The 18,944-nt window shown below is 35.4% G+C and carries 15 protein-coding genes; 10 read left to right on the forward strand and 5 right to left on the reverse strand.

Annotation, left to right across the window (positions count from 1 at the left end):
• Positions 1-28: 28 nt before the first annotated feature.
• Together ES676_RS09190 and ES676_RS09195 are read left to right on the forward strand one after the other, a co-directional pair.
• Positions 29-550 carry a class I SAM-dependent methyltransferase gene (locus tag ES676_RS09190; RefSeq protein WP_148370028.1) on the forward strand — a complete coding sequence of 174 codons (522 nt, stop codon included), beginning with the start codon at positions 29-31 and terminating at the stop codon, positions 548-550.
• Positions 551-580: 30 nt separating this feature from the next.
• A complete protein-coding gene (locus tag ES676_RS09195; RefSeq protein ID WP_148370029.1) occupies positions 581-1,432 on the forward strand; it encodes a glycosyltransferase family 2 protein in 852 nt (283 codons plus the stop codon).
• Between the two features lie 6 nt (positions 1,433-1,438).
• Here ES676_RS09195 and ES676_RS09200 read toward each other — a convergent pair whose 3' ends face one another.
• The 4 genes from ES676_RS09200 to ES676_RS09215 all read right to left on the reverse strand — a co-directional run bounded on the left by ES676_RS09200 (position 1,439) and on the right by ES676_RS09215 (position 11,224).
• Entirely contained in the window at positions 1,439-2,245 is an 807-nt protein-coding gene (locus ES676_RS09200; protein WP_148370030.1) for a DNA/RNA non-specific endonuclease, read from the reverse strand.
• A gap of 1 nt (position 2,246) precedes the next feature.
• The gene (locus tag ES676_RS09205; protein WP_148370031.1) at positions 2,247-5,357 is read right to left on the reverse strand and encodes a T9SS type A sorting domain-containing protein; all 3,111 of its coding nucleotides are present in this window, start codon (positions 5,355-5,357) and stop codon (positions 2,247-2,249) included.
• A gap of 132 nt (positions 5,358-5,489) precedes the next feature.
• On the reverse strand, positions 5,490-8,483 hold the full coding sequence (locus tag ES676_RS09210) for a T9SS type A sorting domain-containing protein (RefSeq protein ID WP_148370032.1): 2,994 nt from the start codon (positions 8,481-8,483) through the stop codon (positions 5,490-5,492).
• A gap of 104 nt (positions 8,484-8,587) precedes the next feature.
• Positions 8,588-11,224 carry a valine--tRNA ligase gene (locus tag ES676_RS09215; RefSeq protein ID WP_148370033.1) on the reverse strand — a complete coding sequence of 879 codons (2,637 nt, stop codon included), beginning with the start codon at positions 11,222-11,224 and terminating at the stop codon, positions 8,588-8,590.
• A 183-nt stretch (positions 11,225-11,407) separates the two neighbouring features.
• On the opposite strand from ES676_RS09215, the gene ES676_RS09220 reads away from it, so the two are divergent.
• A complete protein-coding gene (locus tag ES676_RS09220; RefSeq protein WP_148370034.1) occupies positions 11,408-11,824 on the forward strand; it encodes a DUF1573 domain-containing protein in 417 nt (138 codons plus the stop codon).
• A 52-nt stretch (positions 11,825-11,876) separates the two neighbouring features.
• Here the strand turns inward: ES676_RS09220 and ES676_RS09225 are convergent, their stop codons facing one another.
• Positions 11,877-13,220 carry a pepsin/retropepsin-like aspartic protease family protein gene (locus tag ES676_RS09225; protein WP_170234444.1) on the reverse strand — a complete coding sequence of 448 codons (1,344 nt, stop codon included), beginning with the start codon at positions 13,218-13,220 and terminating at the stop codon, positions 11,877-11,879.
• A 106-nt stretch (positions 13,221-13,326) separates the two neighbouring features.
• Here ES676_RS09225 and ES676_RS09230 point away from each other — a divergent pair, with 106 nt between their 5' ends.
• From ES676_RS09230 to ES676_RS09260, 7 genes are all read left to right on the forward strand, one after another.
• Complete coding sequence (locus ES676_RS09230; RefSeq protein ID WP_148370036.1) at positions 13,327-14,517, forward strand: pyridoxal phosphate-dependent aminotransferase; 1,191 nt, start codon at positions 13,327-13,329, stop codon at positions 14,515-14,517.
• Positions 14,517-15,530: a UDP-N-acetylmuramate dehydrogenase gene (gene murB, locus ES676_RS09235; protein WP_148370037.1), complete on the forward strand. Its 1,014-nt coding sequence runs from the start codon at positions 14,517-14,519 to the stop codon at positions 15,528-15,530. The genes ES676_RS09230 and murB overlap by 1 nt, the downstream gene beginning before the upstream one ends.
• Before the next feature lie 55 nt (positions 15,531-15,585).
• Complete coding sequence (locus ES676_RS09240) at positions 15,586-16,116, forward strand: RNA polymerase sigma factor (protein ID WP_148370038.1); 531 nt, start codon at positions 15,586-15,588, stop codon at positions 16,114-16,116.
• An 8-nt stretch (positions 16,117-16,124) separates the two neighbouring features.
• Entirely contained in the window at positions 16,125-16,928 is an 804-nt protein-coding gene (locus ES676_RS09245; protein ID WP_246130339.1) for an anti-sigma factor domain-containing protein, read from the forward strand.
• Positions 16,929-17,040: 112 nt separating this feature from the next.
• Positions 17,041-17,244, forward strand: a complete 204-nt coding sequence (locus ES676_RS09250) for a membrane or secreted protein (protein WP_148370039.1) — start codon at positions 17,041-17,043, stop codon at positions 17,242-17,244.
• Between the two features lie 6 nt (positions 17,245-17,250).
• Positions 17,251-18,363, forward strand: coding sequence for a glycosyltransferase (locus tag ES676_RS09255; RefSeq protein WP_148370040.1), 1,113 nt, complete (start codon positions 17,251-17,253; stop codon positions 18,361-18,363).
• Positions 18,354-18,914 carry an RNA polymerase sigma factor gene (locus tag ES676_RS09260; RefSeq protein WP_148370041.1) on the forward strand — a complete coding sequence of 187 codons (561 nt, stop codon included), beginning with the start codon at positions 18,354-18,356 and terminating at the stop codon, positions 18,912-18,914. Before ES676_RS09255 ends, ES676_RS09260 begins: the two co-directional genes overlap by 10 nt.
• Positions 18,915-18,944 lie beyond the last annotated feature (30 nt).

The raw sequence follows: 18,944 nt of genomic DNA on the forward strand, positions 1-18,944 counted from the left end.
ACACAAATTCATTACTAGAAAACGCATTATGTACGAAGGCAAATTTCCTCATAAAAGGTATAAGCTTACCTCTCAATTCGTAGAAAAACACCTTTCTAAATCTGAAACAATTTTAGATTTAGGCGTAGCAAATCCCTTTACTCAAGTGTTGCTAAATAAAGGTTATCAAGTAAAAAATACCTCGGGTGAAGATCTAGATCGAGATACCTCCGCAATAGAAAATGATGACGCTACAGTTGTAACTGCGTTTGAAATTTTTGAACATTTATTGTCACCTTTAACAGTTTTAGAGGCTATAAAAGCAGATAAATTGGTAGCAAGCATACCGATGCGCTTATGGTTTGCTCCAGCATACCGTAGTAAAAATGATATGTGGGACAGACATTTTCACGAATTTGAAGATTGGCAATTCGATTGGCTTTTAGAAAAAGCAGGATGGAAAATTATCGCTCGTAAAAAATGGACTAATCCAACAAAAAAAATTGGTATTCGCCCCATATTACGATGGTTTACACCCCGCTATTATATTGTGTATGCTGAACGTATTTAATATAATCACAATTCTTTTAGCTTACTTATTTTGAATATTTACATTGTTATTCCGGCTCATAATGAAGACCGCTGCATAGGCTTAATGCTTCAGTCGTTAGTGGAACAAACAGTTTTACCAAAGCAAGTGGTGGTAGTAAATGATAATTCTACCGACAGTACCGAAGCTATTATTTCAAAATATACCACTGCTTTTCCGTGGATACAATCCATCAACATACAATCGTCCATAGATCATATCCCAGGAACAAAAGTAATTAATGCCTTTTACAAAGGTTTAGAAACGCTCGATAATGATTACGATGTGCTTTGTAAATTTGATGCCGACATCATTTTACCCAACACTTATTTAGAAGCTGTAATTGCCCTTTTTCAGTCTGAGGACACCGTTGGAATCGCTGGTGGTTTAGCTTATATAAAGAAGGGAAATATTTGGGTTTACGAAACTATCGCGTCCAAGAAACACGTTCGCGGTCCGTTTAAAGCCTATAGAAAAGAATGTTTTGAAGCTATTGGCGGATTGAAACGCAGTATTGGCTGGGACACTTTAGATGTCTTGTTAGCTCAATATTATGGTTGGACTATAAAAACCGACACGTCGTTACACGTGAAGCATTTAAAACCCACGGGGAAAACCTATCATAAAAGCAGTAAATTCCTACAAGGAGAAGCGCTTTATAAAATGCGTTTCGGAATTGCACTAACCACGTTATCCGCCTTAAAAAGTGCTGTATCACGACGTAGTATAACCTACTTTATAGATACTATACAAGGTTATTTTAAAGCACAATCGCATAACATTACACCACTAGTTACAAAAGAGCAAGGTGAATTTATTCGCGGAATACGATGGGAAGGTGTTAAGCGGAAACTTGGTCTTTAAAACGCCTTAAAACTTCCAATTTTTATAATAAGCTGAAGCTTCAAGCTTATCTTCTAAAGCGTCATCCAACTGATTAAAGAAGTCTATTCCTGTTAATTTTTCAACAGCATCTAAAGTTACCACGTATTGGGTTAAAGCTGCGTTAGACTCTTCATGAGGCATTAAGAACGCTATCAATTTTGGGTTACCATTATTATAATCAAAAACTATTTTATAAAACTGATTTGGCACGGCTACATTCTCGTTACCAATCGTTTTTAACCCGGTTTCTAAAACACCTCCAGTTACTACGTACACACCATTATATCTCTTTGCCCAATAACGCACGCGCTGTTCTAGACGATTCCAAACACCAGCGTTAAAAACGTGACTTTGCGGGGTGATATTACTCGTTAAAAAAGTTTCATTAAATAGAAATTGTGATTGACGTCGGTCGCCAGCAGGACATAAATGTCCACGATCGTAGCCAGAGTTCTTATAATTCCTCCAGCTCGCCGCTTGCGTTTTAACCGCGTAATCAATTTCAAAATACGGTCGTTTAAAATTATTAGTCGATAAATCGCTGGTTTTCAATTCGTATGCCACCCACTCTGCTTGTTCGTGCGGCTCACTGTAAGATAAAGAATAGCCTTGATGATGCACCACTTGCTGCGTGGTACTTGTTGGTAAGAAATTAACATTAGTTCCGTTCTTTACGACGCTTCCTTCCGATACTTTTTTACGGTCTACCTCATGTTCTACATATAAATTATAAGAATATACAGCTATCAAAAGTAAAGCTGACAATAGAGAATACATCGTTTTTTTAGACATCTTACTGCTTTACGAACTTTTTCGCTATTTTTCCGTTATTAACATCTACAATCTCTAGGATATACACTCCATTTGACACCTTTGGAAGTTGAATAACGTAGCTTTCAACAGCATCTAACGTCATGATCTCCTGACCGAGAACACTATACACCGTAAGTGATTTTATGTTTTGTATCGTATCGTAACCTCTAATTTCCAGTTGCTGATTGGTCGTGTCGTAAATTAGCGATATTCCGTCGCTTACAGCAATAGCATCTGCACTCAGCGTGTCGTCTTCGTGATACACTATAGAATACCGATTACTGTATTCGCCAGCTTCAAAAAAGAGTGAGGCGTCCTCAGTTTTTAAATTATAATACAATCCGCTTACGTTATCTTTTAAATAGATTGGTGTTGCCTCAGGAAAATTTAAAGTTTCTTTTAACCCTATGGAATAATCACCCGCCGTTGTAGTTTTAATAGCTAAAGGCATTTCGTTAGCAACAGCAAAATTGTTTCGGCCTTGAATAACATACTTAACGCCTTGAATATCCCATAACATATGGTCTGGAAAAACATCGTAATCTAAAGCATCGTAACCTTTATCGTAATTGGTCGTTGCGTTATCGTCGTACCCTAAACCAATTTCGCGAACACGTTGTGAGGGATCGGTAAATGTTAACCACAATTTAGTACGTAAATCTGTAGAAACTGTATTTTGAGAAGCTCCATTTGTCTTAAAGAAGGTCGACTCATCGAGCACACTCTCCTTTGCAAAAACACGCTGTGTGTTTTTAAATACGACATCTCCACCATTGCTGTCTGCCTTCACAAAGAAACCTTGACCTACAGCTATGTTTTTTGTTGGCGCTCCTTTAGAGCTATTACCACCATTCGCTGGTAATGCGGCGGCGGCGGCACCCATCATTAAGTTATAGGTAGCATAACCACCTTGGTAGTTAACTGTGACGTGCGTATTATTAGCAGGAAATTGTTCGTAAAAATATAATGCCCCCGTAATACTTGATGCATTATCGCTAATAAATTTATCAGCATCTAAGGCAGAGGGATAGGGATTACCCACCAAGATCTCGTTCCCCGTTGATAAAGGATGGATATATCTGCCATTATTAGGAGTTCCTCTAAACACATATTCTTGACCAGTGATAGGAATAGGCGACGGAAATCCAGCTCCAGAACCTTTCATAGTATACCCTATGCCTGGCGAAACGTCTGTATTTTCACCTATATGCAACCAATCGTAGTAATTTTCACTTACACCATTAAAGGCGTATAGCCATTTGCTACTAAGCGTTATAGGAACTGTGCTAGGATCGGCGTCATTTTGAAAAGCCCAATTTAAAACTCCATTATTATCTTCTAAATAACTTATTTGCCAGCCTCCCATTCTATTTACCGGCGCACTCCAATAGTTGTAATTAAATAAATTTGAAGATCCTTGTTGCCTAATTATTAACTCACCAGCTCCTGTATTCTTATCCCCTCCAATTGTGTGTTGAATAAGTTGAGATTCTCCATTTATGAGTATCTTTCCGTCATTATGTATATTATTTACCACGTCAAGTAAACGATTGTTATTTACAATTAACTCCGCACCAATTGCAAGTTCTACTTCGCAGACGTGTGCATTTTGGGTTAGCGTCGCCGTAGTGCCTGATAATATTAATAATTTTTTATCTGAATCGGCATTCGTTGGCTCACCAGCCCCTCCAGAACCACCCGTAAAACTTGTACCATCCCAAACTATTAGCTCTTCACGATAACGTAGAGTAAAATGTCTCTTATCGCCAATAGTTACATCATTTACAGAAGCTATATCTCCCACAACGGTTAAAGGATAAATTTCTTGAGGACTTGAAAAGATACTGTTGTACTCATTTTCAGAAGTGCCAGAGTAATTATAATGGTCACTTCCTATAACTAATTCTAAAGGATAACATTTACTTAATCTTGGGATGTTAGAAATATCGAACGAGATATCGACACGCCCTAAATCCTGTACATCTTCACTTTTACTAACCCTCCAAATCGTATTTAGATGATTGTAATTATGTAAAACCCCACTATCATCCTCAGCGATAATTGCGGTATTAAAATTATAATCACTCCCCATTTTATTTTGCCCCCAAAATAAATACTTATCATTGGTATTATTTAAGTCACTTGGGCCATTGATTCTTACAATACCGCTACCTTGAGAATCCAGGTGAGTTGTATTGCTTACCCTTGCGATTCCGGCCACGTGATGATCGTAATTACCGTTTGTTAACGCATCTTGAGTATAAAGATTGTTAGATTCTAAACCCAGGGGAATATTATATTTAGCAGACAAGTAATTATTTACTATTATCGTTTCGGCGGGGTTTAATTTATAGTTATAGTGTATAACTTCTGCCATTTCACTCTTGGAAAAACGCAAATCTCCAATATTCAATCTACCCAAAGTAATTGGAGCATTCGAATTCATAATAGATACTGACGCCTCAAATCGTCTGTTAAAACTTAAACCGTTACGCGAAACAGCACTTCTATTACTATTAGTAAGGTTGCCATCAAAATCAAAACTTAAAATATAATTTTCATCATTATTAAACACAGTATTACTTGTGTCATAGCGATCATTTGCAGTAACAATATCGTTAGTTAATTTGTCATTATAAAAAAAGAAAGTATATGCATAATTTAGATTAGCGCCCTGATATCCATTCCTTTTAGATAGAATTGTTTGCACGGTATTACTTGCGCCCAAACCTTTAGGCTTGTATACACTAAAAAAGTTAATTGAAGTAGTTCCATCTAATATATCGGCATCGTTTATCTTCATCCAATCGTTAACACCGTCGAAATTTAATGACGGATAATTGTTAAACGAAGAAGCTCCTATTATGGAGGGGCTCTCATTTAAAGTTGGTTGATTTGCGTCATTTCCATTACCAGAAGTGTCTTGCCAATTAGAAATTCCTTCCCCGTTGTCAGCTAAACTGAAATCATCGGACTTTAACCAGAGTCCATTTGTAGTGGCATTGCCCACGCCACCAGGTCCGGACTGTGCAAAAGTGAAAATTGACACAAAAAAAGATGCTAACAGTAAGTGTTTAGAATAGTTAATCATTATTATTTCTTAAAAGGCCGCTCCTAAATTACAAGACAAAATATAAATAAACAAATATCTAATTAAAATTTTACAAATATTTTAAACCAACTGCACATAAGTGCTGATAACAACTGGGTATAGATAAATGTTTTAGTCTTTCACAAATTTTTTCGCTATTTTTCCGTTATTAACATCTACAATCTCTAGGATATACACTCCATTTGACATCTTTGGAAGTTGAATAACGTAGCTTTCAACAGCATCTAACGTCATGATCTCCTGACCGAGAACACTATACACCGTAAGTGATTTTATGTTTTGTATCGTATCGTAACCTCTAATTTCCAGTTGCTGATTGGTCGTGTCGTAAATTAGCGATATTCCATCGCTTACAGCAATAGCATCTGCACTCAGCGTGTCGTCTTCGTGATACACTATAGAATACCGATTACTGTATTCGCCAGCTTCAAAAAAGAGTGAGGCGTCCTCAGTTTTTAAATTATAATACAATCCGCTTACGTTATCTTTTAAATAGATTGGTGTTGCCTCAGGAAAATTTAAAGTTTCTTTTAACCCTATGGAATAATCACCCGCCGTTGTAATTTTAATAGCTAAAGGCATTTCGTTAGCAACAGCAAAATTGTTTCGGCCTTGAATAACATACTTAACGCCTTGAATATCCCATAACATATGGTCTGGAAAAACATCGTAATCTAAAGCATCGTAACCTTTATCATAATTGGTCGTTGCGTTATCGTCGTACCCTAAACCAATTTCGCGAACACGTTGTGAGGGATCGGTAAATGTTAACCACAATTTAGTACGGGTATCTGTAGAAACTGTATTTTGAGAAGCTCCATTTGTCTTAAAGAAGGTCGACTCATCGAGCACACTCTCTTTTGCAAAAACACGCTGATTATTATTAAATACTAACGTTCCATTAGTTATTATATTAACGAAGAAACCTTGCCCAACAGCTATGTTTTTTGTCGGCTTACCTTTAGAGTTAAAACCCCCATTGGTATTGGGCACAGCCACTGCACCAATAGCCAATGTTAAATTGTAAGTAGCATACCCTCCTTGATAGTTAACTGATACGTGTGTATTATTTGTGGTAAATTGTTCCCAGAAATATATTGTACCATCTATAACCGGAAGGTTATCGCTAATAAACTGCAAGGCATTTAATGCCGATGGATAAGGATTTCCTACTAAAAAGTCGTTACCTGCGCTTACTGTATAACTATAATCACCATCATTAGGAGTTCCTTTGAATATATAATCTTGCTCTATAGAAGCTCCAGATCCTTTCATTGTATAACCAATACCCGGCAGAATATTACTGTCTGCACCTAGATATTCCCAACCATAATAATTATTCTGTCCTGCATTAAAACCGTAAATCCATTTGCTACTAAGTGTCATAGGGGAAGTGGTAGGATCGGCGTCATTTTGATTCACGAAAGCAAAAGCACCACTAGCCTCTTCTAAATATCCCAATTGCCAAGCACCCAATCTATTTACTGGCGCGCTCCAATAATTATAATTATATAAATTTGAAGATCCTTGCTGTGTTATTTTTAAATTACCCATACCCGAGTTTAAACTCGCCCCTGTATGTTTTTGAATAATTTGTGCTTCGCCTTGCAAATCTATAATACCTTCATTAAAGATTCCACTTTCCACCGTTAGCTCAACGCCATCAGCAATTTCAAGAATAGCCCCCGCTTTTATCTCTACAGACTCTACGTGTGCATTTTCATTTAACGTCGCAGTATTTCCTGCTTTTATTTCAAGCTTAAAACAAGCATCATCCATATTTGGTACTTCAGCACTTCCAGAACCATTATGAAAAGCACTACTTCCATCCCAAACGATTTTATCTACATAACGTAAGGTAAAATAATCGCCATCATCAAAACCTAAACCATCTACATCGTATACATACTCGGTAGCTGTTTCTGATAAATCATAAACCACCACAGAAGCCCCTGTAAAATCCGGATTGTCCGCCATAACTAATTCTAATTTAGCACAACCAAAAGTTGATGTTAGATTAAGGTCGCTTTTTTTAATGTTAACTCTTAATTTAGCATTAATATTAATAGGCTCACTAACCCGCCACATTGTATCGATATAATTTTTGTAGTCTCCGAGGACATTTAGCGAAAAACTATAGTTACTGTTTTTGTTGTTTTCTCCCCAAAATAGAAATTTATTATTTGCTAAACCATTTTTACTGATTCTGATGATCCCCGTTCCTTGAGAATCTAGATGTTGATTTAAATTATCTACTTTAACAATACCTGCAACATTATGATCGAAATTACCCTTTGCAGATTGGTCTTGTGTATAATAGTCTTCAGCAATATCGATGTTATATTTTGCAGCTAAATAATTATTTACAATAATACGTTGTGCATCATTTATCACGCTATTATACATAATAATTTCTCCAATACCTCCTTTGAAATAGTAATCTGGTGTACTCTCATTCCGCCCTGCCCCTAACCTAAAAGGAGATGTCGTATTTAATAACATATTTTGAGAAGTGCTTTGACTTAAAACACTGTTAACAAACAAATTCTTACCGTTAGAGAATTGGCCTTTATAAGCTATATTTTGAATAGACCAAACACTTTGCGTAGAATTAGAACTATTTGTTGTTGCCCAAGATGTTTCTGCGCCAGTCCAAAATGACCAATTATTAGAAGTTGGTATAGCATACAATATAAAGCCACTTCTATCATCGCCACTATTCACCTCGTGTCGATTTGAAAATACAGCCTTATATTTATCAGAAGGCAAAACGGTACTCACCGAGAAAACACTGAACTTATTAGGGTTAAGTTTACTCTCGAAAGATTTTTCTAAATATTGATTCGTTCCGTTAAAATTATAAGCGCTATAACCGTTTACGTCATTACTATTTAAAGTAGCTCCCGACCCCGCTGTAAAGTTAAAGTTGTTTCCTGATTGATCTTCTAGCACATTATCAGTATTTACGCCTTTATCAGGGTTTAACCATAAGACGAGTTCTGAAGTTCCGTCGGTAGATCCAACACCTCCTGGTCCTAATTGAGCAAATAAATTTGGAGATAAGACTACTGATAACAGTAATAAAAATGAAGATACTTTATACATAATATTAATTTAGGGTCCTCAAATATATAAAGAGAAGCCCCCGTTAAAAAAAATTTAACGGAGGCTTTATATTGCTTTTCGATAAAACGTAAGAATAATCCGTCTTACTGCAAGTTATTAATACTTGTTTTTAAGGTTTCTATTTTCGCTAATGCATCAGCTTCTTTTTTACCCTCATTTACAATCACTTGCTCTGGTGCACCCGCTACAAAACGCTCGTTAGATAGTTTTTTCTGAACCGATTTTAAAAACCCTTGAGTGTAGGATAATTCTTCAGTTAGTTTTATAATTTCGGCGTCTACATCTATCGCGCCTTCCATAGGTATAAAATACTCGTTAGATTTTACACGATACGTTAAAGCACCTTCAACCGCTTCAGAAACATAATTGATGCTGTCTAAATTACCTAGTTTAATAATAACATCATCAAACGTAGTCGCTACTTTTTCATTGTTTATTACCGAAAATCCTATGGTATCTTTAAAGGCAATGTTTTTATCTTTTCTTACCGTTCTTATTCCTGAAATCACTTCAGAGGCAAACTCAAATTGAGATATTAATGTAGTATTAATTGGTTTTGCTTCTGGCCATTTCGCGACAATTAAGGCCTCTTCCGGCGTTCTTTGTGCCGTTTTTTGCCATATATCTTCGGTTAAGAATGGCATAAATGGATGCAATACTTTTAAATTATCTTCAAAAATAGCAATTACTTCGTTGTACGTTGCTGCATCAATGGGTTGTTGGTATGCTGGTTTTACTATTTCTAATAACCATCCGCAGAAATCATCATATACCAATTTATAAGTAGACATTAAAGCATCACTTAATCTATATTTGCTAAAATGATCTTCGATTTCTAATAACACCGTTTGAAACTTAGCACGGTACCATTCTAAAGCAATTTTACTTGAGTTTGGTTGTCCAATAGTATCACTAACCTCCCACAGATTCGTTAAATTATAGGCATTCCAGATTTTGTTTCCAAACCCTTTTCCCTGCTGGCAAAGCGATTCGTCGAACATTAAATCGTTACCCGCAGCGCTACTTAAAAGTAATCCTACACGCACCCCATCGGCACTATAATCGTCAATTAATTTTAAAGCGTCTGGCGAGTTCCCTAAAGATTTACTCATTTTTCGACGCTGTTTGTCGCGAACTAGCCCTGTTAAATACACATTATTAAAAGGCTTTTGGTCTTTGTATTCGTAGCCTGCAATAATCATACGTGCTACCCAGAAAAATAAAATATCTGGCCCCGTTACTAAATCGTTTGTTGGGTAGTAATATTTTATCTCTTCGTTTTCTGGATTACGAATACCGTCGAACACACTCATTGGCCATAACCAAGAGCTAAACCACGTATCTAAAGCATCGGTATCTTGTTTTAAATCTTCAGCTTTTAATTCTGATTTCCCCGTTTTTTCTTTTGCTAACTCTACTGCTTTTTCTATAGTTTCGGCCACCACAAAATCTTCTTTTCCGTCGCCATAGAAATACGCAGGAATTTGTTGCCCCCAAAGTAATTGACGCGAGATATTCCAATCGCGAATATTCTCCATCCAGTGGCGGTATGTATTTTCAAATTTCTTCGGAAATAATTTAATTTCAGCGTCATCTCCAAGCACTGCTTCAATAGCAGGTTTAGCCAACTCCTTCATTTTTAAGAACCATTGGTCGCTTAATCTTGGTTCGATAACGGCTTTAGTACGTTCGCTAGTTCCTACTTTATTTATATGTGTTTCAGTTTTTACCAAAACACCTGTTGCATCTAATTCTTTGGTTACCGCTTTTCTGGCATCAAAACGATCTTGACCTTCAAATTGTAATCCGAAACTATTCAGCGTCGCATCATCATTAAAAATATCGATAACTTCTAACTGATGTTTATCACCTAAATTTTTATCATTTTCATCGTGAGCAGGCGTTACTTTTAAACATCCTGTCCCAAATTCTAAATCAACATATTCATCCTCAATAATAGGAATAACACGATTACAAATAGGCACAATAGCTTTCTTACCTTTTAAATGCTTAAAACGTGCATCGTTAGGATTAATACAAATGGCAGTATCCCCAAAAATTGTTTCTGGTCTAGTGGTAGCAATAGTTAAAACATCATCGCTACCTTCAATTTTATAATTAATGTAATATAGATTTCCTTGGCGCTCTTCGTGAATTACTTCTTCATCAGACAGTGTCGTTTTTGCTTCCGGATCCCAATTTACCATGCGATAACCACGATAAATTAAGCCTTTGTTATGCAAATCGACAAATACTTTTATGACAGCTTCAGACATATCGTCGTCCATTGTAAACTTTGTTCGGTCCCAGTCGCACGAACACCCTAATTTTTTAAGCTGTTCTAAAATTACACCACCATATTCTTCAGTCCATTCCCAAGCGTGTGCTAAAAACTCATCGCGGGTTAAATCGTTTTTATCGATGCCTTGTGCTTTTAACTTCGCTACTACCTTTGCTTCGGTAGCAATAGACGCGTGATCTGTACCCGGTACCCAACACGCATTTTTACCCTGTAAACGGGCGCGGCGAATTAAAACATCTTGAATAGTGTTATTTAACATATGCCCCATATGCAATACTCCGGTAACGTTTGGCGGAGGGATTACTATGGTGTAAGGTTCTCTTTCATCTGGCGTAGAATGAAAATAATTATTTTTCATCCAGTAGTCGTACCATTTGCTTTCTACTGCTCTAGCATCATATTTCGATGTAACACTCATTTTGGAATAGTTTTTGAATAATATTTAGCAAAAATACTTATATTTCTCTTTACAAGAAATTATAAAGACCAAATATTATGACCTTAAAATACATATTAGGTTTTGCCAATGTATTTTACAAATGATATTTTTGTTTAGAAATTAAAAGTGTTTACTTTTACAAATGAATAAAAACGAAAAATTATGAAAAATTTATTTACACTTCTATTTGTTGGTTTAATTAGCTTCGCAGCTACAGCGCAAGCTAAGATTGAGTTTAAAAGCACAACTATAGATTATGGTACAATAGAAAAAGGAGCTGATGGTCTTAGATCTTTTGAATTTACTAACACTGGTGATGCCCCTTTAATTATCTCTAAAGCAACTTCTACGTGTGGTTGTACAGTACCTACGCCTCCAAAAGAGCCAATTATGCCCGGAAAAACTGGTAAAATTGATGTGAAATACGATACTAAAAGAGTGATGCCTATTAGAAAAACAATTACTGTTATTTCTAACGCTGAAACGCCAACGGTCGCTTTAAAAATTAAAGGTGAAGTTGTTGATCCTTCTAAAACAAGTGTTTTAGATCAAAACAAAAAAAGTGTAATGGAGCAATAAAAGCTTTACTACCTCTATATTTTAGAAGCCAAAACACTCGTTTTGGCTTTTTTTATTTTAATGGAGATTCTAAATTGAATTTCACTTTTAGTAATACCCCCTGTCTATCGACTTGCAATATTGTTTTTTTGCCTTCATCTTCATAAAACTCACCCATAAGTTTTTGTAAATTGTACGTTTTGGTATCGTTACCATTAACAGTTAAAACAACATCGCCTACTCTTAAACCCGCGCGGTGTGCGGGCGAATCGTCTCTAATTTGAGAGATTGTAAATGCTTTTTTGAATACCATTTTTTCTTCAGACACATACACCGCTTTAACTTGCAACTTATTATATTTTTCTAAAAAGGGATTAAAGTTGTGCTGTAATTTAGAATTCGACTCGGTAACTAATCGCAAACCCGAATTTTCTAAAGTAATTCCACTTTTATTATAACTAAATGGCGCTTTAAAATTACGATTGCGTTTTAAAGTTAATTGATTGTCGCGGTAGTTGACCACGCAATTAAACCGTTTTAAGAGTTCACCGCCAATGCTTCCTTTCCTCCCTTTAATTTTTACAAGATCTCTAATGGTTTCCGGATCTGGAAACGCAGCTTTTGGATTCTTAACGACTAAAGCCTTGAATGAAACCTCATCTATTTTAGAGCGCTTACCGTTAACCACTCCACTTAATCCATAACCCAAAATATCATTAAAGTAATAATCGTGAACATACAAACCTGTACTTTCATTTTCGAATAACCATAACGCATCACTACTTCCCGAATCGATTAAAAGCTTAACGGGAATGGTTTTAGTATTTACAGTTACAGTAACGTTTATATAAGGCTTGTCGTTATAAAACTGAATATTGAATGTTTCGCAACGTCTGCATTTTTTGTTTTTATAGCGTTCTGGACTCGTAATTTTTAAAAACTTTCTTGCGTAATTAATTTCTACAATTAAATCTTTAAAAAAATCGAAGCCCAAAATCCCGTGAATAGGCACTCCTAATTTTGGTGCGAAATCTATTGAAGAATCAAAAACAATGTAAAACGACTGATCTAAATTGATAGCATTGCCGACCTTAAAAGTATTATGCGACGATTTTAAAGCTTCGACTACACCGTCGTTTCCAAGGCCTTTTAAAAAAATCTTTTTTGAATTCAAAATAGGAATCGAATCGCTTGCATTTATAAAATCAAAAAGTATGGGCCGACTCACGCCCGTATCCAGAAGAAAAGAGCGTTTAATTCCGTTAATTTCTACGGGAATTATAATTACATTATTTATTAATTCAAAGGGTATTTTATCATGCCCCTTTTGGGTATCAATAATATAGTTCCCTTGCCCTAAAACTAGAAAGTTTGAGAGGATAAACAACGAAACTATAAATTGTTTCAATAATGACATATAACCCATTAAGATACATAAGTTATATTTAACAGTTATTAACTCTTTAATATAATTAAGATTAGATATATTTTTTGCAACTTTGCCTTTTTAAAAACGTACAGTTATGCCAAGTATATCTAAGAAAGGGCAGTTAATGCCACAATCGCCGATAAGAAAATTAGTTCCCTTTGCGGAGAAAGCTTATTCGGAAGGAAAAATCGTTTACCATTTAAATATTGGTCAACCAGATATAAAAACCCCTCAAGTCGCTCTAGACGCTGTAAAGGTTCACTCTTTAGAGATTTTAGCCTATACACGATCTGAAGGTTCTGAAGATTATAGAAAGAAAATTGCAACATATTACGCGAAAAATGATATTAATGTAACACACAGTGATATTATTGTAACTACTGGAGGTAGTGAAGCGTTATTATTTGCTTTTGGAAGTATTATGGATGTGGATGATGAGGTTATTATTCCAGAACCATTTTATGCCAATTACAACGGGTTTTCTACAGCCTCAGGTATTAATATTGTTCCTGTAATTTCTAAAATTGAGGATAACTTTGCATTACCTGCAATTGAAGAGTTCGAAAAGTTAATCACGCCAAATACAAAGGCCATTTTAATTTGCAATCCGGGTAACCCAACAGGATATTTATATTCGAAAGAAGAAATTAAACAATTAGCAGATCTTGTTAAAAAACACGACTTGTTTTTAATTTCAGACGAAGTATACCGCGAGTTTACCTACGACGGCGAAAAGCACAATTCTATTATGGAAGGGACTGGTCTAGAAGAGCATGCTATAATGATCGATTCTGTTTCTAAACGTTACAGTATGTGTGGCGCAAGAATTGGTTGTTTAGTCTCTAAAAACAAGGAGGTAATCCAAACCGTTTTAAAATTTGCGCAAGCACGATTAAGTCCGCCAACATTAGCACAAATTGCAAGTGAAGCGGCATTAGACACGCCACAAAGTTATTTTGATGATGTCCTTGAAGAATATCAAGAACGCAGAGATGTCTTAATTAGAGAATTAAAGACAATTGACGGCGTTAAAGTAGGCACACCCAAAGGAGCTTTCTATTGCATCGTAGAATTACCTATTAAAAACAGTGATACTTTTGCGCAATGGTTATTAGAAGATTTCGAGATTGACAAAGAAACAGTAATGGTTGCACCTGCTGGTGGATTCTATTCGACTCCTGGAGTTGGCACTAACCAAATAAGAATCGCTTATGTACTTAATCAAGAGAGTTTAGTAAGAGCAGTATACCTGTTAAAAGAAGCCCTTAAAGTGTATAAAGATTAGTGCAAATTCAAGATAACATATCTTTAAAAAGCTTCAATACTTTTGGTATTGATGTAATCGCAAAACACTTTGTGTCGGTACGTTCGCTCGACGAATTAAGGGCTGTTTTAAAATTAGATCAATACCAAAATAAGTTTATTCTTGGCGGCGGTAGTAATTTACTACTTACAAAACCTGTTGATGCTTTAGTAATCCACATTAATATTAAAGGAAAAACAATCCTTTCAAAAAAAAATGACACCGTTTTAATTGAAGCGCAAGCGGGAGAAAACTGGCACGAATTCGTGTTATGGACGCTGACGCACGATTTTGGCGGATTAGAGAATATGTCGCTCATTCCTGGCAATGTAGGGACAGCTCCTATACAAAACATCGGTGCTTACGGTGTAGAATTAAAAGATTATTTTAGTTCTTGCCAAGCTTTAAATTTAAACACCTTAAAAGTAGAAACCTTTACCAAAGATTCGTGTAATTTCGGCTATAGAAATTCCGTTTTTAAAAGGGAAGCCAAAGGTAGATACATTATTATAAGTGTCGTTTTTAAATTAACGACAGCGCAGCACCTTTTACAAAAAAATTACGGTGCAATAACCTCACAGCTCGATACTATGGGGGTAACATCACCTACTATTCAAACCATCTCTCAGGCCGTTATTGCCATTAGAGAAAGCAAATTACCAAATCCAAAAGAGATTGGAAATAGCGGAAGCTTCTTTAAAAACCCTGTAATTTTACTGTCAGAATTTAAAACTCTTCAGCATAACTTTCCAAATATACCGAGTTACCCAGTATCGGAAACAGAAGTAAAAATACCTGCCGGTTGGCTCATAGAGACCGCCGGTTTTAAAGGCAAAACCTTCAACAATTATGGTGTGCATAAAAATCAAGCTTTAGTGCTTGTAAACTATGGTGGCGCCAACGGCAAAGATATTTTAGCCTTATCCCAATTAATACAGAAAACAATTTATCGTATCTTTAATATATCAATAGAAGCTGAAGTAAATATTCTATAAACACACAGATTTTCGGCTTTTAAAACGCTAAAACTAACGCATACACACAATAATTTTGAGTACAACACTAGAGATCGAAATAGTAGAATTGCTTAAAAATGGCGACAAAAAAGCCATGACCTTACTCTATAACAATTATTCTAGTGCCCTTTTAGGAGTCATTAAAAAAGTGGTTTCCGATAATGATTTAGCACAAGATGTCTTACAGGAAAGTTTTATTAAGGTGTGGAAAAACGCTAAAAGCTACAATCCTGAGAAAGCGAAATTATTTACTTGGCTCTATCGCATTGCTTATAATTCTGCAATTGATAAAGTAAGATCTACAAACAATAAATCGCAAAAAGAAATCCAAATTGAAGATTCTAACGTATATAAATTAACCACCAACTGTTTAAATCAAGACACCTTAGACATTAAAAAACATTTAAGTTCTCTCGATTTAAAATACCAAATAGTTATAAATGCGCTGTTTTTTGAAGGAATGACACAACAAGAAGCTAGCGACGAGTTAGAAATCCCTTTAGGGACTATAAAATCAAGGTTAAAAATAGGATTACGTGAACTTAAGAAGATTTACAACCCTTAATTGTAGTAATGATGAACGTTGAAATAAATACATTTTTAGAATCCGGTTTATTAGATCGTTATCTTTTAGACCAAACCTCTCCACAAGACACACTTTTGGTTGAAAGTTACATTAAGGAACACCCTGATGTTGCAACCGCTTACAAAACACTTCAAAATAACTTAGAGTTAGTTGCTATGGTTAATGCTAAAGAAGCGCCACACCATATTTTAGATTCTATATTAAAAGAAATAGATACAAAGCCAGTAATAACTTTAAATAAAACAAGCAAGAAATCGTGGTTCAACTATGCGGTTGCCGCTAGTATTATTGCGTTTCTATTTGCCGGTAGCTCTGTGTTTTTACTAAATAAAAACGCGGAACTAAATAATGAGAACCAAGTAATCGTAGACGAACTTTTTGATATAAGAAGTGATTTACAAAGGAACAATGACAGATTAGAAGCTTTGGCTTTAGAGTTTAAACAGCTTAATAATCCTGAAACAGAAAAGTACATTCTAAAAGGCAATAGAAGAGCTAAAAACTTAAAAACGGTGGCTTATATCAATCCTAAAGACAAAACATCTGTGATAGATGTGGTGACTTTACCAAGCTTACCTGCCGAAAAATGTTACCAAATCTGGGGAGACATACAAGGTAAGATGGTAAGCCTAGGGATTTTAAGTGAAACCGATAGACGTTTACAAAAGTTAAGTTACTCTGAGGGCACAATGGGTTTAAGCATAACCATAGAGCCTAAAGGCGGAAGCTTAAAATCTACCAACGAAACGCCTGTTGCCGAAATAGAATTTAACACCCACGAAAACGACTAGACGTTTTTTTAATAATAAATTAACAAGCCACACCTTAAAAAGTGTGGCTTTCTTATTATATATAGGACAATAAAATTAGTATCTTTGTAACCTAATAAAAAATGAGAATACAGTGAAACTATTTTTAATTACATTAGCATTACTTAGCCTAGCAGTCGCTGGAATTGCCATAAAAATTTGGGCCAAAAAAGACGGTAAATTCGCAGGTACTTGCGCGAGCCAAAATCCAATGTTAAATAAAGAAGGTGAATCGTGTGGTTTCTGCGGGAAAAGTCCAGAACAATACGAAAACTGTAGCGAACCTCAACACTCGTAATACAAAATGATAGTACTTGATATTGTATTCTATAGCTTTGTCGTTATAGTTTGTATTCAAGTTGTGTTTTACGGTATCGTTTTCGGCAGCTTTGCTTTCTATAAACCGCGTCAAACAACACCGAGTACTCTACCCGTTTCGGTATTAATTTGTGCTAAAAACGAGGCCAAAAATTTAGCTTCATTTTTACCCTCCATATTAAACCAAAATTACCCTAATTTCCAGATTGTGTTAATTAATGATGCTTCTAGCGATAACACATTAGAACTAATGGAGTCGTTTGCCGAGCACCACTCCAATATTAAAATTGTTAACGTTAAAAACACTGAAGCCTTTTGGGGTAAAAAAAAATACGCATTAACCTTAGGTATAAAATCTGCAACCCACGAGCATTTGCTGCTCACCGATGCAGATTGCCAACCTGTTTCGAAGAATTGGATAAGCGAGATGACCGCCCATTTTTCTGAAAAAAACACGATTATTTTAGGTTACGGCGCTTACGATAAAGTTAAAAATTCGGTATTAAACAAAGTAATTCGCTACGAAACGTTACTTACTGCCATTCAATATTTCTCGTTTGCTAAAATTGGTATTCCTTTTATGGGTGTTGGCCGTAATTTGGCTTATAAACGGTCAGAATTTTTTAAAACAAATGGCTTTATAAATCATATTGATATTCGCTCGGGAGACGACGATTTATTCATTAATGAAGCGGCCACTTCAGAGAATACTACTTTGTGCTTTACACAAGATAGTTTCACCTCTTCTATTCCTAAAACATCATTAAATAACTGGTATAGGCAAAAGCGACGACATGTATCTACAGCAAAAAAATACAAGCCTCTTCACAAATACCTGCTAGGACTTTTTTACAGCTCTCAATTGCTATTTTGGTTATTTTCGATAGTATTATTGGCCATTGGTTTTTACTGGCAGTTTGTAGTAGCACTTATATTACTCCGATTTGTCATTCAGTTTTTTGCTATAGGTTTTTCTGCTAAGAAATTAAATGAGTTCGATTTACTTATTATATTACCCTTTTTAGAACTCTCTTTAATTGTTTTTCAATTCACTATATTTATAGCCAATCTCATTTCAAAACCAAACTATTGGAAATAGAAAAAGCCATAAAAAAGGCGAAACAGAACAACCAAAAGGCGTTTAATTTTTTATTAAATGAATATTGGGATTACGTGTACGGCTACCAATTAAAACGCATTGAGAACGAAAATGACGCCGAAGATATTACTATCCAAACGTTTTCTAAAGCCTTCGACAAAATTGATACGTACAACGACACGTATACTTTTAAAACCTGGTTAATTACAATTTCCAAAAATATTCATATCGATTTAGTCCGTAAAGAAAAAGCCTCCATCAATTCTAAAATTATCAATAGTCAATACAATACGGTCTACTTGGTGGCGGACGAATCACCGTCTGCTGAAGACAAATTAATCACCGAACAAAACTTAGCTAAGCTTTTAAAAGATATTAAAAAGTTAAAGCCCCATTATCAACAAATTATCAATCTTCGGTATTTTCAAGAACTGAGTTATAAAGAGATTAGCGTCGCACTTAACGAACCTATGAATAATGTTAAAGTAAAGTTATTACGTGCCAAAAAACTACTTGCCGACATTATAAGAAAAAGCGACTCTTTGTCTTAAAAACACTGTATATTCTGTTTTTACACACGT

This window comes from Bizionia saleffrena, assembly GCF_008086175.1.
Classification (GTDB): Bacteria; Bacteroidota; Bacteroidia; order Flavobacteriales; family Flavobacteriaceae; genus Bizionia; species Bizionia saleffrena.